The organism is Mesorhizobium sp. P2_D1 (genome assembly GCF_056404455.1).
Window position 1 is genome coordinate 1 of the sequence record NZ_JBFUDZ010000066.1, and the last position, 24,214, is coordinate 24,214.

Annotated in this window: 20 protein-coding genes and 2 pseudogenes; 10 read left to right on the forward strand and 12 right to left on the reverse strand. The window is 61.1% G+C overall.

What is annotated here, in order from left to right; translation table 11 throughout:
• The first annotated feature begins 813 nt into the window (after positions 1–813).
• Together AC1D0I_RS28835 and AC1D0I_RS28840 are read left to right on the forward strand one after the other, a co-directional pair.
• Positions 814–1,872, forward strand: a complete 1,059-nt coding sequence (locus AC1D0I_RS28835) for an alpha-hydroxy acid oxidase (protein ID WP_477399423.1) — start codon at positions 814–816, stop codon at positions 1,870–1,872.
• Positions 1,873–2,566: 694 nt separating this feature from the next.
• A complete protein-coding gene (locus AC1D0I_RS28840; RefSeq protein ID WP_477399425.1) occupies positions 2,567–2,848 on the forward strand; it encodes a hypothetical protein in 282 nt (93 codons plus the stop codon).
• Positions 2,849–2,876: 28 nt separating this feature from the next.
• Here the strand turns inward: AC1D0I_RS28840 and AC1D0I_RS28845 are convergent, their stop codons facing one another.
• Positions 2,877–4,082, reverse strand: coding sequence for a M14 family metallopeptidase (locus AC1D0I_RS28845; protein WP_477399427.1), 1,206 nt, complete (start codon positions 4,080–4,082; stop codon positions 2,877–2,879).
• A gap of 167 nt (positions 4,083–4,249) precedes the next feature.
• On the opposite strand from AC1D0I_RS28845, the pseudogene AC1D0I_RS28850 reads away from it, so the two are divergent.
• Both AC1D0I_RS28850 and AC1D0I_RS28855 read left to right on the forward strand, forming a co-directional pair.
• Positions 4,250–4,490 (forward strand): annotated as a pseudogene (locus AC1D0I_RS28850) (GntP family permease); the annotation flags it as partial.
• Positions 4,491–4,563: 73 nt separating this feature from the next.
• Positions 4,564–4,869, forward strand: coding sequence for a hypothetical protein (locus AC1D0I_RS28855; protein ID WP_477399429.1), 306 nt, complete (start codon positions 4,564–4,566; stop codon positions 4,867–4,869).
• An 80-nt stretch (positions 4,870–4,949) separates the two neighbouring features.
• Here AC1D0I_RS28855 and AC1D0I_RS28860 read toward each other — a convergent pair whose 3' ends face one another.
• Both AC1D0I_RS28860 and AC1D0I_RS28865 read right to left on the reverse strand, forming a co-directional pair.
• Entirely contained in the window at positions 4,950–6,602 is a 1,653-nt protein-coding gene (locus tag AC1D0I_RS28860) for an alpha/beta hydrolase (protein WP_477399446.1), read from the reverse strand.
• A gap of 307 nt (positions 6,603–6,909) precedes the next feature.
• Positions 6,910–11,790 carry an nSTAND1 domain-containing NTPase gene (locus AC1D0I_RS28865; RefSeq protein WP_477399431.1) on the reverse strand — a complete coding sequence of 1,627 codons (4,881 nt, stop codon included), beginning with the start codon at positions 11,788–11,790 and terminating at the stop codon, positions 6,910–6,912.
• Between the two features lie 107 nt (positions 11,791–11,897).
• On the opposite strand from AC1D0I_RS28865, the gene AC1D0I_RS28870 reads away from it, so the two are divergent.
• Entirely contained in the window at positions 11,898–12,758 is an 861-nt protein-coding gene (locus tag AC1D0I_RS28870; RefSeq protein ID WP_477399433.1) for a DUF1194 domain-containing protein, read from the forward strand.
• 62 nt (positions 12,759–12,820) lie between these two features.
• Here the strand turns inward: AC1D0I_RS28870 and AC1D0I_RS28875 are convergent, their stop codons facing one another.
• Genes AC1D0I_RS28875 through nthA form a run of 3 tightly spaced genes read right to left on the reverse strand, consistent with a single transcriptional unit; the run spans position 12,821 to position 14,458 of the window.
• The gene (locus AC1D0I_RS28875) at positions 12,821–13,186 is read right to left on the reverse strand and encodes a hypothetical protein (RefSeq protein WP_477303166.1); all 366 of its coding nucleotides are present in this window, start codon (positions 13,184–13,186) and stop codon (positions 12,821–12,823) included.
• The gene (locus tag AC1D0I_RS28880; protein ID WP_477399448.1) at positions 13,173–13,811 is read right to left on the reverse strand and encodes an SH3-like domain-containing protein; all 639 of its coding nucleotides are present in this window, start codon (positions 13,809–13,811) and stop codon (positions 13,173–13,175) included. The genes AC1D0I_RS28875 and AC1D0I_RS28880 overlap by 14 nt, the downstream gene beginning before the upstream one ends.
• A complete protein-coding gene (gene nthA, locus AC1D0I_RS28885) occupies positions 13,811–14,458 on the reverse strand; it encodes a nitrile hydratase subunit alpha (protein ID WP_477303170.1) in 648 nt (215 codons plus the stop codon). The genes AC1D0I_RS28880 and nthA overlap by 1 nt, the downstream gene beginning before the upstream one ends.
• Before the next feature lie 350 nt (positions 14,459–14,808).
• On the opposite strand from nthA, the gene AC1D0I_RS28890 reads away from it, so the two are divergent.
• From AC1D0I_RS28890 to AC1D0I_RS28910, 5 genes are all read left to right on the forward strand, one after another.
• Positions 14,809–15,597 carry a pyridoxamine 5'-phosphate oxidase family protein gene (locus AC1D0I_RS28890; protein WP_477399435.1) on the forward strand — a complete coding sequence of 263 codons (789 nt, stop codon included), beginning with the start codon at positions 14,809–14,811 and terminating at the stop codon, positions 15,595–15,597.
• 142 nt (positions 15,598–15,739) lie between these two features.
• Positions 15,740–16,660: a universal stress protein gene (locus AC1D0I_RS28895; protein WP_477399437.1), complete on the forward strand. Its 921-nt coding sequence runs from the start codon at positions 15,740–15,742 to the stop codon at positions 16,658–16,660.
• 11 nt (positions 16,661–16,671) lie between these two features.
• Complete coding sequence (locus AC1D0I_RS28900) at positions 16,672–18,273, forward strand: MBL fold metallo-hydrolase (protein WP_477399439.1); 1,602 nt, start codon at positions 16,672–16,674, stop codon at positions 18,271–18,273.
• Positions 18,274–18,458: 185 nt separating this feature from the next.
• On the forward strand, positions 18,459–18,863 hold the full coding sequence (locus AC1D0I_RS28905; RefSeq protein WP_457152638.1) for a hypothetical protein: 405 nt from the start codon (positions 18,459–18,461) through the stop codon (positions 18,861–18,863).
• A 260-nt stretch (positions 18,864–19,123) separates the two neighbouring features.
• A complete protein-coding gene (locus AC1D0I_RS28910; RefSeq protein ID WP_477399441.1) occupies positions 19,124–19,660 on the forward strand; it encodes a hypothetical protein in 537 nt (178 codons plus the stop codon).
• 158 nt (positions 19,661–19,818) lie between these two features.
• On the opposite strand, the gene AC1D0I_RS28915 is transcribed toward AC1D0I_RS28910, so the two are convergent.
• The 6 genes and pseudogenes from AC1D0I_RS28915 to AC1D0I_RS28940 form a co-directional block, all read right to left on the reverse strand.
• Entirely contained in the window at positions 19,819–20,376 is a 558-nt protein-coding gene (locus AC1D0I_RS28915) for a hypothetical protein (RefSeq protein ID WP_457152636.1), read from the reverse strand.
• A 20-nt stretch (positions 20,377–20,396) separates the two neighbouring features.
• Positions 20,397–20,990, reverse strand: coding sequence for a L,D-transpeptidase (locus AC1D0I_RS28920; RefSeq protein ID WP_477399443.1), 594 nt, complete (start codon positions 20,988–20,990; stop codon positions 20,397–20,399).
• The gene (locus tag AC1D0I_RS28925) at positions 20,971–22,137 is read right to left on the reverse strand and encodes a CpaE/TadZ family protein (protein WP_477399450.1); all 1,167 of its coding nucleotides are present in this window, start codon (positions 22,135–22,137) and stop codon (positions 20,971–20,973) included. The genes AC1D0I_RS28920 and AC1D0I_RS28925 overlap by 20 nt, the downstream gene beginning before the upstream one ends.
• A complete protein-coding gene (locus AC1D0I_RS28930; protein WP_477225484.1) occupies positions 22,134–22,772 on the reverse strand; it encodes a TadE/TadG family type IV pilus assembly protein in 639 nt (212 codons plus the stop codon). The genes AC1D0I_RS28925 and AC1D0I_RS28930 overlap by 4 nt, the downstream gene beginning before the upstream one ends.
• A complete protein-coding gene (locus AC1D0I_RS28935) occupies positions 22,766–23,257 on the reverse strand; it encodes a TadE/TadG family type IV pilus assembly protein (protein ID WP_477399444.1) in 492 nt (163 codons plus the stop codon). The genes AC1D0I_RS28930 and AC1D0I_RS28935 overlap by 7 nt, the downstream gene beginning before the upstream one ends.
• A 6-nt stretch (positions 23,258–23,263) precedes the next feature.
• Positions 23,264–24,214, reverse strand: a pseudogene (locus AC1D0I_RS28940) (hypothetical protein); the annotation flags it as partial.

Consider the following 24,214-nt stretch of genomic DNA (forward strand, 5'->3'; position numbering starts at 1 on the left):
CCAAACTGGAAGTGTTACAGCCTTCCAAATTGCTTAAGGGGGCGTGGATCAATAGGGGTCATAGAATTAGCCGAGTTTCGATGGTGAAGCGTCGCGGAACCATACGAAACGATGCGGGAAGATTTCTGATTTTGGCCCACGAAAAACTAAATAAAATCAACGTTCTTGATACGTCCTCCGGGCCCACCAATACCTTTTCGAGATAAAGAGTATCAGCCTGGGTGGCAAAGGAGCAGAACATCAAGGTGAGCCGACGTGCGTGAGGATGTTGCTCTGTGCGGCTCCTTCGCCCAACGCCCCGTGAAAGTGCTACCTATTGTGATACAAATCGAGACCAGAGGCAGAAAAAAGACAATAAAAACAATATCTTGTAGAAGATGTTGATCCCAGTCAGCGGTACCACTACTTTCCTCAATAAATTCAGTGGTTTGTCGCATGGGGTAGGGGCGTCCTTGCCCGCTTCATGTCACACCTATGTTGCAACTGGCTACCGTTGATTTCCAAGGGTTTCCTGCGACTATCGGCAAGTCCGTGCGACATGAAACGCGACATGGGAGGATTCAACATCAAGATCACAGACTTCGTGCCAGACGCTGCCGGCGTCGAGTTCATCCCCAAAAACGGCGGCGGCGCCGGGGTGAGGTTGAGCAAGCCATGAGGCTGATCAGATCATTGGTGAGACGTGCGCCGGAATGGCTGCTGCTTCAGTGGGAAAAGGCGCGGCGACGCCAAATCCTCAAGCGCTACCCCCCTTTTGGGGAGCCGGCGTGGGGTCAGCAGCCGACTTTTTTGAGATACTGATCGGATTGGTCCATGCCACTTGATATCGAAACTCGGTTTCTCTGCCTGGCGGATTTTGAACCGGCGGCGCGGGAGCTATTGCCGCACGCGGTTTACGAGTTCATTGCCGCCGGTGCTGGCGAAGAAATCACCAAGCGTGACAATGAAGCCGCATTCGACCGCATCAGGTTAAGGCCGCGCGTGCTTCGCGATGTGACAAGACTTGATACCGGGATCACGCTCTTCGGGCAAAGTCTGCCGCATCCGATCATCCTAGCCCCAATAGCATATCAGCGGCTGGCGCATCCGGAAGGCGAGGTGGCCGCGGCGCGCGGCGCCGGAGTGGCGGAAGCGGTGTTCACTCTGGGCACGACGGCGACGGCGGCGATCGAGGATTGCATGGCGGTGACCCAGTCTCCAGTCTGGTTCCTTCTCTATTGGCAAAGCGATAGCAGTTTCAATGGCGAACTCGTATCGCGCATGGCCGCACTGGGCGCAAAGGCGATCAGTGTGACGGTCGACATGCCAACACCAGGCGATCGCCGCAGGCAGTTCCGGGCAGGATTCAAAATTCCCGACAGCCTCGCAACGCCATACTTCAAGGACCGGAACACCGGCGTCCTCAAAGTTGGCACTGCGCAGCGGCGCGCCATGCCGACCTGGGCGGATATTGCCTGGCTGCGTTCTCTGACAACCCTGCCGCTTATCCTGAAGGGCATCCTCGATCCTGACGATGCCGAGCAGGCGATCGGAACCGGTGCCGATGCCATCGTCGTCTCGAACCACGGTTCGCGTAACCTCGACACCCTGCCGGCGACCATCGACGCCCTGCCCGCCATCGCGGATCGGGTGGCCGGGCGGATTCCCATCATCCTCGACGGCGGCGTGAGGCGTGGCACCGACGTTTTGAAGGCAATTGCCCTGGGGGCAAGCGCGGTCATGATTGGYCGCCCCTATGTCTACGCACTGGCAACGGATGGTGCCGAGGGCGTAGCCCATTGTGTCAACCTGCTTCGCCGGGACTTTGAGGTCGCAATGGCGCTTACCGGCCGGGCGCGGATCGGCGAGATCGACCGGTCGGTAATCTGGTGAAGCCGGACCTATTCCTTAGCGCTCTGATGGCGGCTGTGGTCCTGTCTCAAAGACGATTGACGAAGCACTCTGCCAGTTCCAGCAACCCCGCCGCACGCTCTGGAAACGGCCGGCGTCGAGTTCATCGCAGAGAGCGCCCTAGCATAGCGCCTCGTGCCCCTCAGATGTTCCTCTCGAAGGTATGAGCCACGATCGGATCTGGCGTCGATAGCTCAAATCCTTTAGCTGCCATAAAGGTCAGAACGATAGCCACAGCTATCGATGCAATCACGGTGGCGGTGCGAGCTATGATTCTCATGATCTCTACCCAAAGCTCCAGCAAATTCTCTCGGACGGGTAGGTCCGCCCTCTAAGGTCGGGATGCTCGCGGCGGATTGCAACTAACCCTTAGTCTAGGTCCAGCTTCGGCGCGCTTGGCAATGCGGGTCGGAAGCGGCCCCGCGTTTCGCTATCCCTTCGGCAGCAGCACCGGCATTTCAGAAAAGCACCAGCTAATTTGTGCGACACTGGGCGCGGAGCAGCGCCGTTAGAGCCAGTGCTCCAAAAGAAAGGAGTGGACAACGCACCCAGGGCGGATTGCGTTTGCGCTCGACTGGCGCAATCCTCACCTAGGGGAAGTGAGGAAGCATGAGCAGCTTGGGCTTATGGGTCATACTCGCAACGGCGACCATGGCGATCCTTTACCTGTTGTCGTATGTCTCGATCACGATGTAGGGATATCGCCGGGGCGTGCGGCATTGTTGACGGTCAGCGCCCCTTCTTCAGCTTCGGCGTGATCTCCTCGATCCGCACCTTGTTCTGGATAGCCAGCGTCGAGGCAGCCGGTCGGAAGCGCACCACGGTAGACAGCTATAGCTCGCACCTTGATCTGCACATCGTGCCGTTCATCGGGGATCTCAAGCTTACAGCGCTGAACATCGCCGCTGCACGCTCGTTGGAGGATCAACTGCGCGCAGCGGTCGTTCTCAAGCGATGATCCGAAAGGTTCGCTCGCATGGGTGAACTCACTCGGGGTAGCCCCCAACGTCCTCCGGCCCCGGCTTGTTGAAAAGGATAAATACCAAGGGATTGCCGGGCTCGGACATTGCATCGCTGCGCAGGCCCGATATCTCTCCGGCCACGCCGCTTGCGTACTCCGCAACCACTTCGCCGAAGCTATTGCGCTGGATGGCCACCTTCTGTCCGGCCTCGACCTTGTCGTTGAGCTTGACCAGATACTCGACCAACCCGCCCTCGGTTGCCAGGATCGGGAACGCACTGTTGCCGACAAAGACGTGCACGTCCTTGCCCGTGCGTCCCATCGGCCCGGCGACGATGCCGTGATGCTTGAGCACGTTCATCGTGCCTTCCACGAATAGCCCGATCATCTCGAGGTCCAGGTGGCGGGCAGCCCCGATCTCCGGGCAAAAGGACGGGATGCCCGCGGCGTTAAACGCGTTATGGAGGACATTGGGATATGTTGGATTGTCGAAGATCTGGCCGATCGGATAGAGCTCCGCCATCGCCTTGATCTCRGGCACGTCCATCTCGGCAATATTGAATGCGGTGACCTCGAATCCGGTCGTTCCGGTATGGAAGTCGATCGCGAAGTCGGCGTTGGGCCGCAGCAGCCGGTTGAACACCAGCCCGGCGTGTCGGCTGGCCGCGGTGATGTCGTTCTCGTTCCCGGGCCACACCCGGTTCATGTCGATCAGGTCGAGGCCTCTGCCCGCGTTGGGCCATCTGCGCTGCATGCTTTCCAGGGCCGGGCGGGAGATGTCGGTGACCGCCATCACCGTGCCCGACATCTCAGCGGGGTCGAGCTGGTTCATCACGGTCTGGACCGTATGTATGGAACTCATCTCGTCGCCATGCACACCGCTGGTCAGGATGCCGCGCTTGCCCGACTTCGCCCCCTTGGCGACGGCCACGGACACATACCAGTGCTGTCCAGTGGGACTCTCCACGCCCTGGAAATACAGAAGGTGCTTCTTGCCGGGCTCCAGGTCGTTGACGTCGAGCGTGCTGACGACTTTCTTCCCCTGGATCACATCGCCGACATAAATCGTCGCCGATGGCGCACCCGCTGCCGGAGCGGACGAGGAAGTCGCCGAGTCCTCGGCGTTCGCGGCGCCGGCGTTGGCCGCCAAGGCGGCCGCGGCGCCGACCGTTGCGATGGATGCCATTATTAGATCGCGGCGATCAATGCCCTTTACAGATTTGTCCGACATGATGGGGCCTTTTTGCAGAAAATCCCCCGCGACTGCAAAATACTGGTATGCCGCCCAACACGCAAGCTTGCATGATTTCTGTGCCGTAAGCACAGGAGTTGTCGGGGTTAGGCAATCACACGATTTATCCGGTTTGTCGGAACTACGCGGAGCGCCACGTCGGCAACCGCCTGCCGACCCTGCGTGCCACCACGGACGCCGGTGCCAACGCTTCGGTGCTGCCAATCTTCAGCGTGGCCAGCCTTGTCGGCTCCGGCGCGGTGGTTGCGGCGGTCCCGGCTTTCGAGATCGTGTGCAATTGGGTGCTTGGGATCAAGGGCCGGCCCTTGGTCTCGCTGGCCATCGCGGCCAACATCCTCGCCTGCGCTCACAGGCTCGGCCTCGGGCGGCCTGACCGTCGCGCTCGAAGTTAGTCCCTTGACAATACGCTTTTCGGGGGAGTTGATTCTAGGGAAACCAAAGCAACGTCACGGAGAGTTCCATGCCTCGTCCCTTGTTTGCTTGCCTGGGTCTCGTTCTCAGTCTTGTCGTGCCCCTGGCTCTGCCGGCGCCCGCCCATGCCGTCACGATCAACATCAATATCGGCACCAGCCTCAACAATGGCCGGGCGATCACATGCCGAGAGGGCGAGAGACTGCTGCGCAGCCGTGGTTTTTGGAACGTCCGGCGAGTGGATTGCCGCGGGCGCCTTTTCACCTATCGGGCGCGCCGCGCCAACGGTCTGTTTGAAATCGGGTTGAACGCGCGCAATGGCCGTGTCGTAGATATGCACCGCATCAGGCGGTGACCTCGTCGCGGGTCCGGCCGCCGCGGCCGGCCGTTCGAACCGGCGAAACGATCGCATGAGGCGCCCATCGCAAGCAGGGATCACATCCTGGCGCGCGCGGCAAGATGTTGCTTCAGTTGCGCTATCTGGTCGGCCGACCACCCCTGTGGGTCAGTCACGGCGAGCCACGCATTGACGTAGTGTTCGGGCGCAAAGACATGTCCGTAGCCCATCGGCGAGTTGGTCGACACGGCCATGTCGAGGGCGAGCTGCAGCATCGATACGATCGGGTACCACCGCAGCTCCGGCGAGACGTCCGGGCCGCGCGGCGCATTCATCCAGTCCGGACGGCGATAGAAATCGCTATAGGCGAAGAACGTCAGTGGATCGCTCGCATACTGGAGGTAGACGATGCGCAGCGGACCCCAGGGCGCGTCGCTCGGACCGGGGTCGCCGTTCTGGTTCATGAAACGGACGAAGGACCCGTCTCGGAATTGCGGCAGCCAGGCCGGTGACCCGGCATTGCGATGCTCCGTCACGCTGCGCCAGATTCTGCTCTTGAACGGCGGACCGCTCCACAGAGCCCCCTGGACAGGGTCACCAAGCATCCCGAAAAGCTCCATCGAACTCTCGGAATTCATCGCTCCCAAGCTCAGGCCATGCAGATAGAGTTTCGGCCGACTCTCGTGCGGGAGCGTCGTCCAGTATCCATAGACTGCGGCAAACAAAGCCTTTGCAGCCTCCGAGCCGTATTCCGGCTCGAGCAGCAGCGATAGCGGGCTCGACAGGTAGGAGTACTGCTGGGCCACGCTCGCCACGTCGCCGTGGTGGAGATACTCGACCGTATCCATCGCAGAGGGATCGACCCAGCCGGTGCCGGTGGGGGTGATGACGACGAGTACGGAGCGTTCGAAGGCGCCGACGCGTTTCAATTCATCGAGGGCGATTTGCGCCCTTTCCTCCGCCGTGTCGGCGGCACCGAGCCCGACATAGACCCGGATAGGTTCGAGCGCATCGGCGTGCGTGAACGCGCGTATCTCGGCGGCGGTGGGTCCTGTCGCGATGAATTCGCGTCCTGCCCTTCCAAGTTCTTTCCAGCGGACGAGGGAAGCCGAGCTGCCGGTCTTGAGCGGAGATTCAGGTTGCGGCCGGTCCGGCTCGATGAGGGCGTCAACCGCCGCGAAGGACGAATCGGCCAAGTGCAGCACGTAGCGGAAGAGCACGCCGTTTGCCATCGTCCAGAACAACAGTATCGCGACTGCGAAACCGATCACCTTCGAAACCCTGCGTGGGACGAAGCGGCCCGACTTTTCTGAAATCCAACGGGAGATACCTTTGAAGAGCCTGGCAAGCGCGATGACCAGCAGAAACGTAGCGATCGCAATGAAACAGACCTCAACCGGATGCGCGCTCGTCACGGGTTCGAGCTGCATCAGTCGACGGATCGAGTTCTGCCATTCCGCCGCCCACCACAGGAACAGTATGGCGATGACGGCGCAAGCGGCCGCGACAGCAATCTTGAGAGAGAGTAGAGGCCGCTCACGCGGTTCCGGCAGTTCCATATAGGTCCATAGCCAGCGCCAGGCGACTCCGATGCCGTATCCGACGGCGAAACATGCCCCGGACAGCACGCCTTGGGTCAGGTAGGTGCGGGGAATGAGCGTCGGAGTAAGCGAGGCGACGAAGAACAGCGTGCCCAAAACGAGGCCGCCGGCGGAAAGCGAGCGCCAGAACCTTGTCACCCAACTGCGCATACGCCCGTTTCGCTTCCCTTTGGGATGAATTGTCTCGGGATGAATACGATAGGCATCATGGCTCGCTCTCGCGTTTAATAGAAGGACGCAGCTGCTGAAATTTCCGTTTGCCTCGTCCGGCAAGGCGCAACATGTACTCGGTTGAGCGTCGACCTTTCGCGCCGACGCCACCACGACCGCCAGCGTGGTCGCCTGCGACGTCAGCTTTCAGGAAGCGGCAAAGCTGGCCTCTACGGTCGAGATGCGGCGTTAAGTTGCCCGTTCCAGCAGCCGGCTCAGGCGGCAAAATCTGACTCCATTGTCGACCTCAGCCCGGACAAGTACCAATTGCAGGGTCTTCAGGAAGGAAGAAGCTTCGCCGCTCGCAAGGGGTGAGTTCGCGAGGCACGGTGCGCCGTGCAAAGTCAATGAGGTCCTTGGGTGTCTGGAAGGCGCGAACGATGCGGACCCTTTCTTCGCCGGAAACAATTGCGACATGGGTGCCGTCGGAACTGAAAGTTGCGCGTGTAAAGCCCAGTAGAACGGTTGCTTCGTCGTGGCTGGCAAGGACGGCAATCTCGCGCCCCGATTGCGTCTCCCATAGCCGGACCGTGCGATCTTTCGAGGACGCGGTTACGACATACAAACCGCTGGGACTGAACTGGGCGCTGTCCACCGCGCCGCTGTGGCCCCTAAGAACGGCCCTTTCCTGTCCGCCAGAGACGCTCCAGATTCGGACGGTTCCATCACGCGAGCCGGTCAGCAGCGACTGACCGTCGGGACTGAAGGAGACCACCGTCACCTCGCCGGTATGTCCCACTAGCGTTCTGACGTTTGCTCCGTCCGAGGTCGACCAAATGCGAGCCGTGTGGTCGAGCGAGCCTGTGGCGACCAGTTGACCGTCCGGGCTGAAGACCGCTGCCGTGATGCGATCCTGATGCCCCACAAGGGCCCTGAGCTCGGTCCCACTAGTCGTCAGGAGGTGGCCCGCATTGTCTTCCCTGGCCGAGAGGACCAGACGTCCGTCGGGGCTAAGAATGGCCTGCGGCAGATTACTGCTTGTATTGATGACGGCCTGCTCGGTACCGGTCGCCGCGTCCCACAGTTGTGCCGTACCGTCGATCGATGCGGAAACAAGCGATTTGCCATCGCGACCAAACTGGATCTGGATCAGTCCGCCATGGGATCGGAACTGGGCGGTCTCGAATCCCCCGGCCACATCCCAAATTCGGACCTGGCCCCCAAGAGATGCCATCGCGACGCGCCTTCCATCGGGACTGAACGTCGCGCGTTGAACGATCTCATGGGTATCGAGCCGGATTATCTCGCGCCCGCTTATAACATCCCAAAGATGCGCCGCGCTGTCGCCGCCACCGGTCAGCAGATGGACATTGTCGGGACTGAAGACCGCGAAAGTCGGCCTGTATTCATGTGAGAGCGCGGTCGTCAGGGCGCCGTCGACATCCCACAGCCGAGCGGTGCCATCGTGTGAAGCAGTGAGAAGAATGTTGCTGTCAACCGGGCTGAATTCCAGATGCTCGACCAAAGATTCATGACCGGCGATGGTCGTCACCAACGAGGCGCGTTCAGCGTCCCAGATGCGGATCGGCCCATTGATCGAGGCGGTCGCCAGGAAGCGGTCGTCCGGGGTGAAAGCACCGTTCATCTCCACATCGCGTTCATCTGTGTCGATGTCTGGCTTCAACCCCGAAACCTCCTGGCCGAGCAGGTCATCCAGCGTTCCCAACGCTCCATCCCAAATCCGGGCAGTGCCATCGAGGGATACCGTGGCGATTCGCTGACCCCCGTGACTGAAAATTACGCCGTTCAATTGCGTGTCGCTCTTGCTGCCGGCCAACTTTGCGATCTCCGTTCCTTTCGACAAATCGAAAAGGCTGGACGTGTCGCGGTGTGAATGCCAACCCCACGGGCCGGCCAGTATGCGGCTTCCGTCCGGGCTGAACGCCAGGCTGTAGGGCCAGGAGGTCACTCGGATTGACTGCGTCAGCGCGCCGTCTGCGGCATTCCAGATCGAAACAAAATGCTTGCCTGCCGTCGCGAAGCTGCGGCCGTCTGAACTGAAAGCAGCACGCGTATATGCGTCGCTTCTTACACCTAGCACTTTCTTTCCGGTCCGAGCATCCCAGAGCGTTGCATCGCTGTTCTCCCCCGCCGTCAGCACCCGGGTGCCATCCGGGCTGAAGATTGCCGTCGGATAATTGCCTACCGGCCGCAGGATGAAGAGCTGTTCTCCCGAGACGGCGTTCCAGAGGCGTGCAGTGCCGTCCCTCGCGGCCGTCAGGATACGGCTTCCGTCCGGGCTGAATTCAGCCCTCTCCAAGGCCTCTTCATGACCTTTCAGAACTTCAGTTTCGGCACCGCTGGAGATGTCCCAGACGCCTGCGGTTTTGTCGTAGGACGCGGTGACGATGCGATCGCCGGTCGGATTGAATGCCGCATACGTCACGCCGGCGCCATGCCGGAAGATTTTGATCTGTTGGTGCGCCAGCAGAGCCTTGTAGAGGGCTGCCTCCGCCTCGAAGAGATATGGCCGCTCGGACTGGTCTTTCGAGGGCAGTGCTTCAAGCGCCAACAGGATCGCAGCCTCGGTGTTGCCTCTTGCCGTGGACTGCTCCGAAAGGAACGAGAGCGAAAGAGACTGGTTGCGCAGCGCCTGGTCTCGTTGCCACCTTGCCTCCTCCTGCGCCCTGAAGGCGACCAGTGCGCCTGCGCCTGCCATGAGAGCGAGCATTATCGCCACAATCGCGGCATTGCGCGTACGTCCGGCTAGCCGGTTTGCCGCGGCAGCCGCGAGGCTCCGGCGCTCGGCCTCGCGCTCCAGGCGTTCGCGTTTTGCCTCTTGGGCGGCCTCGATCAGTGCCAGCTCTGCCTGCCGGTCCTTCTCCTCTCTCTGCTGATGGGCGCGCAAAGACGCCTCGATGTATTCAAGGACGTCATCGTCGACCTCCTCCCGCCTTGACAGCATCAGCTCTTCACCCTCTGCGAGACGTTTGCCAGACGGAAGGAGAAGCTCTCGATTCCTATTCTCCAGGTGCCAACGGTGAGCGTCGGCCCTGAGGCGGTCGCGCGTCTCGAGGAAGTTCCGGTTTGCATTCACAATGTCACTGGCGCGCGGCCAACGGCTCAACAGTGCTTCATGTGCAACGCGGACGAAGACATGCCCTCCGGCGTCCTCGTCGCTGACGAGGAGCCGTGCGTCGATCAGGGCCGTGACGAGGGCCGATCGCGCGGGAGTGCCTGCAATTTCGGTGAATAGGGCCGGACGTGCCGTGACCGTTTCATCGCCAGGACTTGCCGTGGTGAGAGCGCGCAGCACCGCGGGTAAGGCCTCCTGGATGTTGGGCGCCAGCAAGTCCACGACTTCATCGGCGCGGCGCGCGATTGCGCCTTCGAGCCCGCCGAGCGCGCGATAATGCGCAAAGGTGAGAACTCGGCGCTCGCGGCCCGCCTGGTACAATGCGTCGAGCACAAACTCGAGAAGCGGCAATGATCCGGGATCGGCAGCTGCTGCCTCCTGCAGGACATCATCGAGCCGCCCCAACTCGGCACTCTCCTCAAAGCGGAGTCCGGCGACGCCCGCCGGTTCGCGGATGATCTGCCCGATCTCTGGGCCAGTCGGCGGCAGGAGTTCGTAGCTGGAGAGGCCGTCCTTGAGCGCTGAGAAACCCTGGACCTCTCCGCAGCGGTGAAAAAAGTCCGAACGGATCGCCGCTATCACCCAGACCAGTCCGCTCGCGGCCAGCACCGCCATGAAACGCACAAGGGCCTCGCGCGTCGCCGGCTGCCTCTCGGTCGTGAACAGCTCCTCCAGCTGATCGATGGCGACAAGCAATCTGATCTGCGAGCGGGCCGGCCCGGCGGCCTTGCCAAGTGCCTGTCGGACCATCGCCAGTGCCCGATCCGGCGTGCTCCTGCAGAGCCGAGCAAACTCCGCGGCTGTTACTTCGGAGGCCAGCTCCGGCACAGCAGTTTCGCGAAGCAGTGCCGCAGCCAGCACAGCGAATGCATCCGGTCCTTCGGAGAGGCGGATCAGGCAGCGGCGCCACAAGGATATGCCTGCTACGGCTCCAGGCTGTGTCAATGACGGCAGCAGGCCAGCGCGCAGGAGCGAAGACTTGCCGCAACCGCTCATTCCGTAAATGAGAAGGAATGCCGTGCCGCTAGCTGCCTGCCGCTCCAGTCTTGCAATGCAGGCAGCAATCGCCCGCGCTCGGCCGAAGAAGAGATCGGCATCTTCGAATTCGAAGGCATCGAGACCACGAAATGGTGACCTGACCGGTTCCTCCGCAGCAAGGGGTACGCGGAAGATGCGCAAGGCACGTGCGACGTCCTTCAGCTTGTGCTCGCCGAGATCGATGAATTCCAGCGAGAGCCGGTCTTGAGCCTGGGCCTGGACCGCTTCCGTGACGCAAATCCCGCCCGGTCGTGACAACGTTTGCAGATGAGCGGCGATCTCGACGGCCTCGCCCGCGAGGTGGTCGCCCTCGGCGACGGCATAACCCAGGTGAACGCCGATGCGGAAGCGCAGGCGCTTTGCCTCGGGAACTTCGCGGTTCCGCCTATCGACCTCATGCTGGATCTCGCCCGCACACCGCATCGCCTCGACAGGGCCGGCAAACTCCGCGACCACGCTCTCTTCGGCGCTCCAGAACACACCGCCTGCATGTTGAACCAGCAGCCGATCGATGATCTGCCTGTATGTCCGGAAAGTTGCAGCAGTGCTCCGCTCATCCTTGCCGGTCAGCCGGCCCTCAGGAGCCACTTCGGCTGCCAGGATGGTGGCCATTCTCGGTGCGGCATTTGAGGGAAGGACCAACCTGTAGCCGCGCCTCGGCACCGTCTGCACGACGGCCTGCCGATTGTCGTTGAGCGCCGCACGGATCTCGTGAATGCATTGCACCAGGCTGTCGTCGGTCACGGCTATCCCGTTCCAGACTGCCTTCATCAGGTCGTCCTTGGTGATGACGCGATCAGCGTTCTCCAGAAGGTGACGAAGCACCGCGAAGGTCTGGTGGCGAAGTGCGATTGTCCTGTTGGACTTGTCGCGCAAGGTCTCGCTGCTCAGATCGGCGGTAATGCCGTTGAGTACGAACGTCGTGGGCGGCGAGCTATTCAAGCCGGTTCCCTCACGCACGAAGCCGCAGTCCAATTCTTCGATCTTAGCACGGTTCGCGCTGCGAAGAGTCATCGCCATCCAGACCGGCGGGGAGCGCAGATTTCGGCGAATGATCGGAAGCCGTTCGTGACCAAAGAGACGCTCGGACCGACAATTGCATTCTCAGCGGGAGGCTCTCCATGGACTACTTGGTGCGGATTGCTCGATCTGCCGGAGCAAGACCGGTGCCACGGCTCACGGGCCTCTGCCTGCTCAGTCTGTTCTTCGCGATGGCGTCACAGGCTTACTCGACCGACCGTCGCGCAGAAGACCTGACTGAAGTCGATCTGCAATTGATCCTTGCCGTGGACGTCTCGCCCTCGATGAGCAAGGTTGAGCAAAGAGTGCAACGCGACGGCTACGTCGATGCTTTCCGCCACACGGACATCGCCAGGGCAATCAAGTCGGGAGAGCGGGGCAGGATCGCAGTGCTTTATCTGGAGTGGGCCGGCCCACGTCAGCAAACAGTCATTGTGCCGTGGACAATTGTCGAAAGCCTCGACGATGTTCTGACTTTGGCAGACAGGCTTGCGGCGCTGCCGTTGACTGAAGGCCGCGGAACGTCGATTTCCGGCGCATTGTCGGCCGCGAATGATCAGTTCGCGAAGAGTGGCTTGCGCAGCCCGCGCAGGGTTATTGACGTATCCGGCGACGGACCCAACAATGCCGGAGCGCTCCTTGACCCCATCCGGCAGGTTCTTCTCGCGGAAGGCGTGACGATCAACGGGCTGCCTATCGCAATGCCCCGCATTGGCGGGGCCGACGGGTTTGCGATGTACGACCGCTCCAACCTCCAATACTATTTCGAGCGCTGCGTCATTGGCGGGCCAGACGCATTTACAATCGGCGTAACCGAGGCCGCTATGTTCGCGACTGCAGTTCGTCGAAAGCTGGTGCGTGAAATCTCCATGAACATGGGTCAGGTGATCCACGCCAGCTACACCGTGCGTTCAGACCGCACGGTCGATTGCAACGGGATCGCTCAGGTGCCGGGCCGGTAGCGATAGGCGATTGGGTGGCCGCGTTGCAAAGGGTGGACAGCAACACGCACCGCTGCCTACAGTCAAATTGAATCTGCTTGCGGACCCAGGGCCACTGGCTTGCCATGCGGTGTATTCAGGTAGGCGTTTCGCCAATCCTGTTGGCGTCTGTCCACCTCGGCCCGTGGTGCGAACTGGCTCTTGTCCAATATCTGCTCCAGAGCGCTGAGAAAGGCCCCGTAATAGATCGCGTCGGGGTCAATGGCAGTATCGGCCGCCCGTAGATCGAGCTCGGCGCCCAGGGTCTGAGACCAATCCTCGGCTTCGATCTTTCCGTCGGCGATGAGCAGGTCGACCAGCGCAATGACCTGAGCGTGCCATTGCTCGGAGAAGACAGGTTCGCCATCGCGATGGCGCCGTGCGCGACGGGCAATCTCAGGCCGGCTCAAGATAGCTGTCCCACATGTCGATCTGCAGGCTGTCTGCGCTGTCGCCGGCTTCAGGCCAAAGATCCGACATGCGAAACCGCACGACGAATGTCTGCTCGCGCCGTATCGTGCCGACAGCTTTCTCGTCGGGCAAAGGCTGTGGTCCGTTCACGCTGTCGACAACCCCGGGCCGGCCGCGGACATACCCAGCCAGCCGCGTGTGCATTGTGGCGACGTCGCGCCGTGCCACAATCTTGTCGCCAGCCTTGAACCTTGCCTCTGTGGGCGGGACCTCGACCGCAGGCCTGGGCGACTCGTATTCGAAGGTTCGACTTGAGGCCATGCCATCGAAGAACTCCTGAACGCCCGCGACGCCTTCATCCACAGACGTGACCATCATGGCCAGAATCCACTTCTCGAAATAGTCGAGGCCGAGGTAGGCGTCCGGGGGAAGCCTTTCCAAGACGTGGCGATACCAATCGAGCGTCCAGCCCGTGCGATCCGTCGTCAACTTTTTCATCGACATCATGGCGATCGCCCATGTGCGCGCCTTCCATTCATCGGAAAACAGAGGCGAGTCATCTTCTGCGACGTTCGGGATCGGTCTGAACCCTTGTCTGCCGCCGAGGTCGTGAACCGTATCCATCACCCCTCCTCCTGCTTTGGCGACAGATCCCTCATCGTCCCGATCATTGCATTGCGCGTCACGAGGTCGGCGAGGTCCTCTTCGGTCCAGCCGTCCGTCCCTTCTGGGCGCTCCGGGACCACCATGTACCGCCGGTCTGAAGTCGAGTCCCACACCGTGACCTGAACCTTGTCCGGCAGGTCGGTTCCGAATTCGGCGAGAACGCCACGCGGATCGCGGACCACTCGCGCCCGGTACTCGGTCGACTTGTACCAAGATGGAGACATTCCCAAGATTCCAACTGGATAGCAGGAACACAAGGTACAGACGACAACGTTGTGGATCTCCGGCGTGTTGAACACTGCGACAAGGGGGTAATCCTTCCTGACGCTTGGGACGATTTCCGAAAACGCCTCAGCCGCATGTTTCGCCAGGCGTTCGGCGAACTTGGGATCAGTCCACGCCCGCGCGATGACCTTGGCTCCATTCATCGGACCTACGTTTTCCGAGTAGTCGTCGAGCCACTTGTCCACGGCGTCGGCCGCCAGAAAGCCTTTCTCGACCAGAACCGTCTCCAGTGCTCTCAGGCGAAGCGCCGGTTCAGGCGGAAGATGGCTGTGCAATTCCCGATGAAGTTTGGCAACCTTGTCGGAATCGTATGAACTCATTGATGCCCTCCCTGAGTATCATTCTTCGCACCGCGCTGGGTTGGATTTTTAGGGTTGCGTGGCTAACTCCCTGCCGACCATCAATGACCAGTTTATTGGAGCGGTGCACTCGAGTCATTGACTTTCTGACCTTACGTCAGCTTAGAGGTCGAAGCCGATGTCTTGCAGTCTTGAGGCCCCTGCATGCGGCGACCGGACCGGGCGCCCACCAGGGCACGCGCCAGGCGCGACACCATTGCGGTTCGACACTCCGATATGATCGGCCCTTGATATCGTGTAAAACGATCGAGGTCCTCAGTGCTTCCGGAATGAGACGATGCGCCCGGCCAAGATCCGACATTCGAGAAGTGATGGCGAGGATCGCGTACCGAGCGATGGGCATGAGCTCGCGCGATCTGGTGCTCGTGCCTGGCTTTCTCTCGCGATTGCATCGCAGGCAGCCCATGCTACCGGCGGCGAGGGCCTCGCGCCTGTCGTACGACTTGCCGCATCACTCAGGATCGGACCATCACCCGAGTTGTGAAGGAGGAACGTCCATGACCGGCGAAGCATTCTACCACGAAGGCAATCGCTCTCTGCAGGACCGCTTCGAGAGCCGGCGCATCGCTGACCGCCTGGCAGAGATGGCACGGACGGCCTTCACCGACGAGGATAAGGCGTTCATCGAGAATGCGATTTACTTCTTTCTTGCCACGGTCGACGCCGAGGGACGGCCAGATTGCTCGTTCAAGGGCGGCCCCGCCGGCTTCGTGCGTGTCATTGGGCCATCGGAGCTGGCGTTCCCGGATTATGACGGCAACGGCATGTTCAGGAGCCTCGGCAACCTCGACGTCAATCCGAACGTCGCGCTGTTGTTCATCGCCATGCACGGCACGCCGCGCCGCCTGCGCGTTAACGGCGCCGCCCGAATCGACCGAGACGATCCGCTAACAGGCAGGACGGTCGGCGCACAGATGATGGTACGCGTGGAGGCGCGCGTGATCTTCCCGAACTGTCCGCGCTACATCCCGACGATGCAGCTCAGCGAGCCGTCGCCCTTCACGCCCATGCCGGGCTGCGATCTGATCGAACCTGCCTGGAAGGGCTTCGACGCCTTCAAGGACGACATCCATCCGCGCCAGCCGACATGGAAAGGCTGATCGACGGCAATCACGCTGTCACCCCAAAACCCGCGAAGCGCCAAGATAGGCAGTGACGCGGCCCTCCAAGTCAACTCCATCTCGCGGCGCTAGCTGGGCTCAGCTTGGCCGAGCCTGCTGCTCAGTATTTGAAGGATCGCATTTGCGCTGGGTCAAAGCTCGTCTCATCCATCGTGACTACAAGATGGTGATGGCAGTTGGCCGTTCGACCATGGAGACGATTCCAATGAAGCTGATGGCATCCCTGTCCTTGGCGACTTATCCAGACGCGAACTCCTCGAAAATCGCGGCGAACTCGGTCGCCCTCGTCAAGCAGATCGACGCATCGCTTGATGCTGTTGCCATCAATGTCGACATTCCCGACGTTTCGAACGCGCTGTCGAGCTACCTGCTTGATCTTCCGAGCAAGATACGAGAGGTCGAGGCGACCAGCCGCACGTGCGGCAGTGTTCTGCTAGAGGCCATTACGCAAGAAGCGGCACATAGCGGTGTGGCCCTCACGACGCAGGGGCTGAGCGCACCACCGGCCCTGATGGGCGAGGTTGCCGCAAACCACTCCCGCTATTTCGATATCTGTCTGGTTGGCTGGGCGCCGGCCAACCAGACGGCGCGGATGATAGCCGAGGCGATATTGTTCAGTTCGGGTCGACCGACCCTGCTTCTTCCCGACTCCACTGACGTCGGGGTTCTTGGACATGTCGTTATCGCCTGGGACGGCAGCCGAGTCGCCGCCCGGGCCGTTGCCGATGCAAAGGCGTTTCTCGAACGTGCCTCGATGGTCACTGTTGTGACCGTGACTGACGAAAAACCGCTTCCGGGGCAGGACATCGGCGAACGCCTTGCGCAGGGCCTGAGGACGCGTGGCCTGGTGGCCGAGGCCGCCTCTATTCAAGCGGGGAAACGTTCGATCGGAACTGCCCTACAGGAACACGCTCTCAAGATCGGCGGCAACCTGCTTGTGATGGGTGGATTCGGCCATTCCCGCGTCAGGGACTTCGTGCTCGGCGGAGCCACCGAGGGCATTCTCGCCGATATGCGCCTGCCTGTTCTCCTGTCGCATTAGGTCGGCGCGAGATGAGAGGCGAGACGGATCCAGTCCTGCGCTTCCACGGCGCGGCCCATGGTGTCACCGGCTCGTGTTATGAAATCGAGACGCCGCATTCGCGCATCCTCATCGACTGCGGCCTGTTCCAAGGTTCCAAGTCCGAGAGGGAACTGAACTATGGTGCGTTCCCGTTTCCACCGGACGCGATTGACGCCGTCATCCTGACCCATGCGCATATCGACCACAGTGGCCTTTTGCCGAAACTGGTCAAACAGGGCTTTTCTGGTCCGATCCATACGACCCGTGCCACCATTGATCTCTGCTCGGTCATGCTGCCGGACGCGGCGCATATCCAGGAGATGGAGGTCGAGCACCTGAACCGTCGCAATGCGCAGCGCGGGCGCCCGCCCGTCGAGCCGATCTACGGTCAGCAGGATGCCGCCGCGTGCATGATATTGTTTCGGGCTTCGGAATATGGCGAATGGACCACCATCGCCGAAGGCGTTCGCGCCCGCTTCTGGAACGCGGGCCACCTGCTTGGTTCGGCGTCGGTAGAGCTCGAGATCGACCGACATGATGTGCCGCTGAGCATCGTGTTTTCGGGCGACATCGGCCCAGGCCACAAGCTGCTTCAGACCGATCCTGAGGGGCCGGCCGACGTCGACTATCTGATCTGCGAATCGACTTATGGCGACCGGGACCGCCCGGACGTTTCGCCCGAACGGCGGCGATCTCAGCTCGGTGACGTCGTGCGCGGCGCCGCCAAGGCCGGCGGCCCCCTCATTATTCCGTCCTTCGCCGTCGAGAGGACGCAAGAACTGCTGATCGACCTGTATCTGCTCATGAAAGCCGGGGAGGTGCCATCAGCCCTGGTTTTTGTTGACTCGCCGCTGGCGACGCGCGCCAGCGCGATTTTCGACCGGCATGCCGACGAGATCGAACAGGGCAACGTGCTGCGCCAGGCCCTCGGTTCAAAAGAGTTGCGCTTCACCGAGACAGTGGAGCAGAGCAAGGCGATCAATCGCCTGAGTGGCTTCTTCGTGGTGATTGCAGCCAGTGGCATGTGCGACGCGGGGCGTATCCGCCATCATCTCAAGGCCAATCTCTGGCGCAGGAACGCCACGGTGATGATGGCCGGATATCAGGCCCAGGGGTCGCTCGGGAGGATCCTGCTGGACGGCGCGCAGCGCGTGCGCATCCAGGGTGAGGAAGTCGAGGTCAAGGCCCGTATCAGCCTGTTCGACCTTTATTCCGGACATGCCGATGCCAGTGAACTGGTCGCCTGGATCAGGGCCCGAACTCCGGTGAAGCAGCAGGTGTTCTTGACGCATGGAGAGGAGGCTGGACTCGGCGGCCTGCGTAGAAGGCTTGCAGGACTGATACCCGACGACAAGATCATCATCCCGAGGCTGGACGATGCTTTCCAATTGACTCCCGGTCGCAGTTTGCCGGTCGAGGTCAACGAGCCCCGCCGATTGAAGCCGGAAAAGATTGCCCGCCTCGACTGGCACAATGAGCTTTCAAAGCTTCTCCTGGACGTAAACGAGGCGGTCAGCGCGGCGACCGATGAACGGGGTCGCGCCGCGGTGATCAGGCGCATGCGCAGGGCGCTCGAGGACAAGGACGTGTAGGGTGGCCTTCTTGGTAACTGGTCCCCTGCACCGGCGCCTTTGTCCTCATAGAGGCCGGGCTGCTCGAACGGGCGCCGCGGGAAGGCACGATTTCCTGACCTTGAGGCGGAAGAAGATCGCATCGTCTACGGCGAGCGATACCTTGAAGATCGTCACCATTTGACGATGCCGACGCCGGCGATATTGTGAACAGCATGACCGACCAGCCCAACCGCCCGGACGACTATCCCGATCGCCAGATCGATCGCCAGCAGGAAACAGGTTTTGAGCGCAGAGTTCCCTTGCCCGCTGGCTACCGACAAGGTGTCATCTCCGCGATCACCGTGCTGCTCGGATTTTCGCTTCTTTTCCTGCGGTACTGGAATTTCGAAGTCGAGGGCGGATGGACGTTTGCCTCGATCCTGGCGACGCTGCTGCTGGCACTGGCCATCGTCCTTCAGTTCGTTGCGCTGTGGCGGTCGTTGCTCCCACGAGACGACGACGAGCCGGTTTATCAGGTCACGCTGCGCTGGTTCCTCGCCTCGATCGTCGCTCTCCTTGCGGGCGTGCTGCTCGCCGGTCTGACGGCTTCGCACGTCTTCAATCTTTGATCGATTCCCGGCCGCTCGACTGTCCGCGTTGCGCAGATCAGCACGCTCGCATCTGGGAAGTCCTTGGGTCTTCTGAGATCTGGCGATAGCCCCGCCGCCCTCCAGCCTGGCGCCTACTTCGCCTCGGGCGGTTCCCCCCGAGCCCGAACTTCCCGTAGATCGGGCGGCCCTCGCTGCGGGTCGGCGCTTCGTGGCGGCGCGAGATGTTAAGCCTTGCGCAATCTTCGCGGTCTATCTTAACTTGCAGATTGTGAGGGAACATGAAACGCAAGCCGCTTCTGCTTTTTGCCTTCCCGTTTCTCATTCTTGCGATCCTGGCAGGGGAACGCATGGCAGCCTTCTTGCTGGGAATCTATCCAGCCAGCCCTACCGCATGGTGGGTATGGCTTGAACTGCGCCCCTTGTCGACGATGCTTTGGCAGCAGGTCAACGCCTACCTGGGTGGCTCGATGGCTGCCGACGCCGCCATCCTTGGCGCCGCATCGATCGTCTGCTGGATGGCGTGCCAGACCCGGGGGTCGGCCTTCTTCTTCCTTACGAACCACGTCGCCCTGCTCTTCGCCGGGCTGATGATCGCGGTCGGCAGCCACTCGGAAACGGCGAGCACGATCGCCGCCTTCACCACGCCCCGGGGTCTTCCGTTCGCGCTGGCGATGGATTTCACCTTGAAGAACAGCCTGGTGCTGCTTCTGGGCGCTGCGGCCTGTGTGTACTGCCACGTCGTCTTCCTCAACGAAGCGCGGGCGCGGTTTGAAGCCCGGACCTCCCGCATCATGGCCCTGCAGCGCGATCTCTGAGCAATCCCGCGATCTCTACAGCAATTCCGGGAAAAATGTGAAACGGGTTTCCGGGAAAAGCGCGTAGCGCTTTCCTTGGGGAGTCGCGTCAGAACTAAAGAGTTGGAGCGGGCGGCATTCGCCACCAGTGCCCTGCCAAAATCCATACCCTACGAGGTCTAATTGATCCTCTTGTAATAGACCTTGCCGTCAGGCTGCTGGATGCGCTGGTAGTTGGAGCTTGGGGGAGGGGGCGACGCCGGTGCGGCCCTCTTCCTGGGCGTGATACTGGGTTCGCTCGCGCTCGCGCCTTCGAGAGCTTCGGGCGCTTCCGCCAGCGTGCTGGTGGTCATCTCCGGCGGCTCCACCGCACCCGGCGTGGCCTCGTCGCCGGCGATCGGCCTAGTCAGTGCCAGCTGGGCAACGTTGCTATTGATCTCGTTGAAGCTGCCTTGCAGTTGGCTGTCCAGTTTCTCGAACCGGCTCTGGAAGCCGTTGTTGACCGTGTCGAGCCGTGCCGCGATCCGCTGCTCGAACGCCCCGAGCTGCTCCAGCCGCGCTTCGACGAAACGCAAGTCGTTCATGCCGCGATAGAGATAGATCGCGGCCGCCATGTTGACCACGGTGAGGAGCAAGCCGCCGCTGGCGATGAGAATGCCGATCGTCTTTATCTTGCTCGGTTTCTCGATGGCGTCCTGTTCGCGCGGTTCCTGGTTTCCGATATCGATCGCCGGCATGTCCGGTTCGCTGAGCATCGTCATTGGACCACCACCTTCGCGCCGACCGCGACGCGCTTGAAAAGATCGATCACATCGGTGTTTGTAAGCCGAAAACATCCCGATGTCCCGTCGAACCCGACACCGGACGGATCATTGGTGCCGTGTATCCGGTAGAGTGTGTCGCGACCGTCACGAAGCAGGTAGAGCGCCCTTGCGCCAAGAGGATTGTAGGGCCCGGCGGGCACCATTTTCGGCAACCCCGGCTGGCGGGCCCGCATTTCCTGCGGCGGGCGCCACTCCGGCCATTCGGTCTTGGCCCCCACCTTGACGACGCCTGTCCAGCCAAACCCGTCGCGTCCGACGCTTATCTGGTAGCGTAGCGCCTGGCCTTGGCGGGTCACCAGGTAAAGCGCTTTCTCGTTCTTGCGGATGATGATCGTTCCTGGCTGCTCGGTGGTTGCGAAGGCAACCGTCTTGCGCAGGCTGGGGCCCATTGCCGGCAGCGGCGGCCGATCAGAAAGGCTCGATCTCGCCTGGGCGAAGTCTTGGACTGGTAGCGCCAACACCACGCCCAGCAGGCTGGCGTAGGCCAACCCCTGGGCGATCCGGTAGCTAGCGTGCAGCAGCGTCATCGAGCCGCTCTTTGAACATCCGCTTCAGGTCCTTGTTGAAGCGCGCCCGCCCATCGACTTCGGAAGGCAGGATCGCACGATTCAGGGCATCGGTCAGCAACGCATTGTCCAGCGCGACCGACTTGATGTGCGGTGCCTTGAAGATCTTCTCGAGCTCACTGCGCGAGAAGTGGTTGCCGAACCATTTGCGCTTGTGCTTGTTGGCGACCAGCGTGATGTTGACCGCATTGCCGCGCAGTTCGCGGATCTTCTTGTAGAGCCGTTTGCCTTGCCGCAGCGAAGCGACATTGAGTTCGAAGACGATGAAGATCTCGTCGCTGGTCGACAGCACGGAGTTATGCCAGGGCGTCTCGATGTTCGGCAGGTCGATGACGATGTCGTCGAAACGGTAGGCGACGAGGTCCAGCAGCCGGAACACGAAATCGCTGCCGTGCGGCTCGAAAGGCAGTTGCGGCCTTTCGAAGGCATAGAGGGTCAGGCCGGACGGGCGCGACAGCTTGATGACATCCATCAGTTCGACATCGAGCCGTTCTGGCTGGCCGATAATGCCGGCGAGGTCGAACTGGTTGAACAGGTTGAGATAGGCACCGCAATTGGCGCTTTGGAAATCGAGATCGACCAGGCAGGTGGAAGCCGCGCGTTCGGCCGATTTCGAGGCCAGGTATTCGGCCGCCGACAAAGCGAGTGTCGTCCCACCGGCGCCGCCGCTGGCGCTGATGAAGGTGATGATCCGGCTTTTCGTTCCCTGGTTGCCGGTGTCGTGGAAGGTCACCGCGTTGAGCAGTTCCTTGGCATCGAGCGGCTTGTGCAGCCAGTCGGACGCGTTCATGCGCACCAGCACCCGCGTCTGCTCCGACGTCAATTCGCCGGAAACAGCGATCAGCGGCACGCTTGCCCATTTGGACCGCGCCTCGACGATACCTGCCTGGCCGAGCACCTCACCATTGGCAAGGTCGAGGATGACGATGCCGGGTCGCGTGTCGGCGGGCGGCCCCTTGAGGAAGTCGGCCGTCTCGGAGACCCTGACATCGTAGATCGCCAGCGCCTCGAGCCGCGTCGCCACCTCGCGCTTGAAGTTCGGATCCGACGAGAACAGCGCCACCTGCTTGCGCTTGGTCGGTGTAACCTTGGTGTTGATGGCATTCATGGCGTCCACGTGCTCTTCATGTCTTCGCCCGTGACCGTGCTCAGCATGGAGGGCATGGTGATGGTTCCGAATCCGAGCAATCCGGCCAGGAAAAAGAACTGAAAGGGATGGTCGGTGATGCTGACCGTAATCGTCGGCACCGGCCCCTCAGGGCGCGTCCAATATCCGAGTCCTGACGCCTGATATTGTATCCTGACCTCGGACTTCACCAAGGTTGGCAGGAACCTCTGCATTCCGGCCCGGTTGCCGTTGCCGCTGAAAATGAAATCAAAGGCGGCCTGGCTCGCATTCAGGTTCTGGCACGTAGCGCCTGCGCCACAAGTGCAAGAGACGGTTCCAGCGGCATTGGCCGTGCAGATATAGTTGTAGGTGTTTGCGGGCACCGCGGTACCGACTTTAGTGACATCGCTCTGCGTCAACGTCTCAAGCAAAAGCCCGCTGGCGACAGGTGCAGAGATCTCTGCCAGTCTTGCGCCGGCCTGCACCGCTTTGTTCCCGGCGTTCCACTGGAAAAAGGCGTAGCCGAAGTCGACAAAACCCAGCAGCAGCGTCAGCAGCAATGGCAGAGCGATGGCCATTTCGACCATCGTGGCGCCCGACTGCTCGGCGCGGAACCTTCGGTTCTCCATCACCATCCGAAGACGCGCTCCTGATGCGATACGTTGATGTTGAGGGTTCCAAGGCCCAGATAATCCCAGAACACGATGCCGTTGTATGGCAACTCGGTGCTGACCTGCACGACGTTCACCGTGCCGGTGCTACTGAGATAAAGCACGTTGCCGCTGCCATCGACCGCTGGGGTGGAAACAGGCTTGGTGATCAAGACTTGATCCGGGGTCCATCCCGGAACTCTTGCGCTGCCGCCAGCGATCGCCCCATTTGCCGCAAGGTTTTGTGCCAGGCCCTGGCAAGTAGCCCAATCGCTGCTGCAGCGCGCCATATAGCGCGCAGCATCTTCGACGCCTGCTTCAAGGAGCAGACGCGTGTTCAAAACGTTGGAGAACTCGAACACGCCGGCCGACAATAGCAATACGAGTGGTATAGTGATCGCGACTTCCACCAAGGCGGCGCCGCTTTCGTCGCCTTGGAACCGCCGGATGATTTTGCCCAACCTGGTCATGTCGCCCTACCGATACAGCTGGGCTTCGTTGCGGAATGCTTTGTCTACAAGGGTGTTGTTGGCAAACCCTCCATCGACGTCGACGATCTCCAGGCTGATCGGCTTCTCGCCGGCCGAAGGATCGTCAGGGTCCTTGGTGTTGTCCTGCTTTTGAACCGGAGTGTTGATGAACACGCTTGCATAGCCATCCGGCTTTAGCTGGGTGTGGCCATTGATCTTGGCCTGGTTGGCGATGCAGTCGACGATCGCCATGTTGAGCAGGCGGCGGTCAGGATCCGGCGTTGGGTTGTCACCCTTGAAGCAAGACGGCGTCCCAGATTCTTTTGTCGGCGCCTTGGACTTGTCCCCGACGAGCCCGTGCGCAATCTCGTATTTATAGACGTCATATCTGGAAGCCGGGACAGTGGTGGTGCCAGTTGGGTTGGTGGCGGCAGGGACGTTGGGGTATGTCGTGCCGTGATTGATCGACCAATAACTGGACCAAAAGCCTTGCGCAGCAATCTGATCTGACATTCCTTTTGAGTCGACATAGTTTGCGCCGGGAGGCAGAGGCAGCGCCGTTCCATCCGTAACGGGGTCATATTTGCTGCAACCGGTCTTCTGGCCCTTGCGAACATTGCTCGCAGGCCGGTACGCCCAATCCTTGTTATTCTTGTTAAGCGAGCCGCTATAGAGATCGAACCGGGTATTCAGTCCAGTATTGACTTGTCCCAAGGTGACGCCGGTTTTCGTGGTGAGCGCATCGCGGTTGTAGCAGGTACCAGAGGTGCCCATCGCTATGGCATCTCGCAGTGAACTCAGATTGTTGTCGATCAACCCGAAGTTGCCGGGTCCAGGGTTCGAGTCCACTTTCAGAATGCGGAATTCCCGACTATAGGTGTCTCCCGACGCGAAGGCTTGCTGAATCGTCTTGCTGGTCAACGGGTCGGCCGTCTCGAACGGGTTGCACATGAAGAT

Excerpts from the sequence above, each read along its gene's own strand:
- AC1D0I_RS28840 (WP_477399425.1), top strand. The coding sequence starts at position 2,567 with ATGTCTCGATCACGATGTAGGGATATCGCCGGGGCGTGCGGCATTGTT.
- AC1D0I_RS28855 (WP_477399429.1), top strand. The coding sequence starts at position 4,564 with ATGCCTCGTCCCTTGTTTGCTTGCCTGGGTCTCGTTCTCAGTCTTGTC.
- AC1D0I_RS28860 (WP_477399446.1), bottom strand. The coding sequence starts at position 6,602 with ATGCGCAGTTGGGTGACAAGGTTCTGGCGCTCGCTTTCCGCCGGCGGC.
- AC1D0I_RS28865 (WP_477399431.1), bottom strand. The coding sequence starts at position 11,790 with ATGACTCTTCGCAGCGCGAACCGTGCTAAGATCGAAGAATTGGACTGC.
- AC1D0I_RS28870 (WP_477399433.1), top strand. The coding sequence starts at position 11,898 with ATGGACTACTTGGTGCGGATTGCTCGATCTGCCGGAGCAAGACCGGTG.
- AC1D0I_RS28880 (WP_477399448.1), bottom strand. The coding sequence starts at position 13,811 with ATGGATACGGTTCACGACCTCGGCGGCAGACAAGGGTTCAGACCGATC.
- nthA (WP_477303170.1), bottom strand. The coding sequence starts at position 14,458 with ATGAGTTCATACGATTCCGACAAGGTTGCCAAACTTCATCGGGAATTG.
- AC1D0I_RS28890 (WP_477399435.1), top strand. The coding sequence starts at position 14,809 with ATGGCGAGGATCGCGTACCGAGCGATGGGCATGAGCTCGCGCGATCTG.
- AC1D0I_RS28900 (WP_477399439.1), top strand. The coding sequence starts at position 16,672 with ATGAGAGGCGAGACGGATCCAGTCCTGCGCTTCCACGGCGCGGCCCAT.
- AC1D0I_RS28910 (WP_477399441.1), top strand. The coding sequence starts at position 19,124 with ATGAAACGCAAGCCGCTTCTGCTTTTTGCCTTCCCGTTTCTCATTCTT.
- AC1D0I_RS28915 (WP_457152636.1), bottom strand. The coding sequence starts at position 20,376 with ATGCCGGCGATCGATATCGGAAACCAGGAACCGCGCGAACAGGACGCC.
- AC1D0I_RS28920 (WP_477399443.1), bottom strand. The coding sequence starts at position 20,990 with ATGACGCTGCTGCACGCTAGCTACCGGATCGCCCAGGGGTTGGCCTAC.
- AC1D0I_RS28925 (WP_477399450.1), bottom strand. The coding sequence starts at position 22,137 with ATGAATGCCATCAACACCAAGGTTACACCGACCAAGCGCAAGCAGGTG.
- AC1D0I_RS28930 (WP_477225484.1), bottom strand. The coding sequence starts at position 22,772 with ATGGTGATGGAGAACCGAAGGTTCCGCGCCGAGCAGTCGGGCGCCACG.
- AC1D0I_RS28935 (WP_477399444.1), bottom strand. The coding sequence starts at position 23,257 with ATGACCAGGTTGGGCAAAATCATCCGGCGGTTCCAAGGCGACGAAAGC.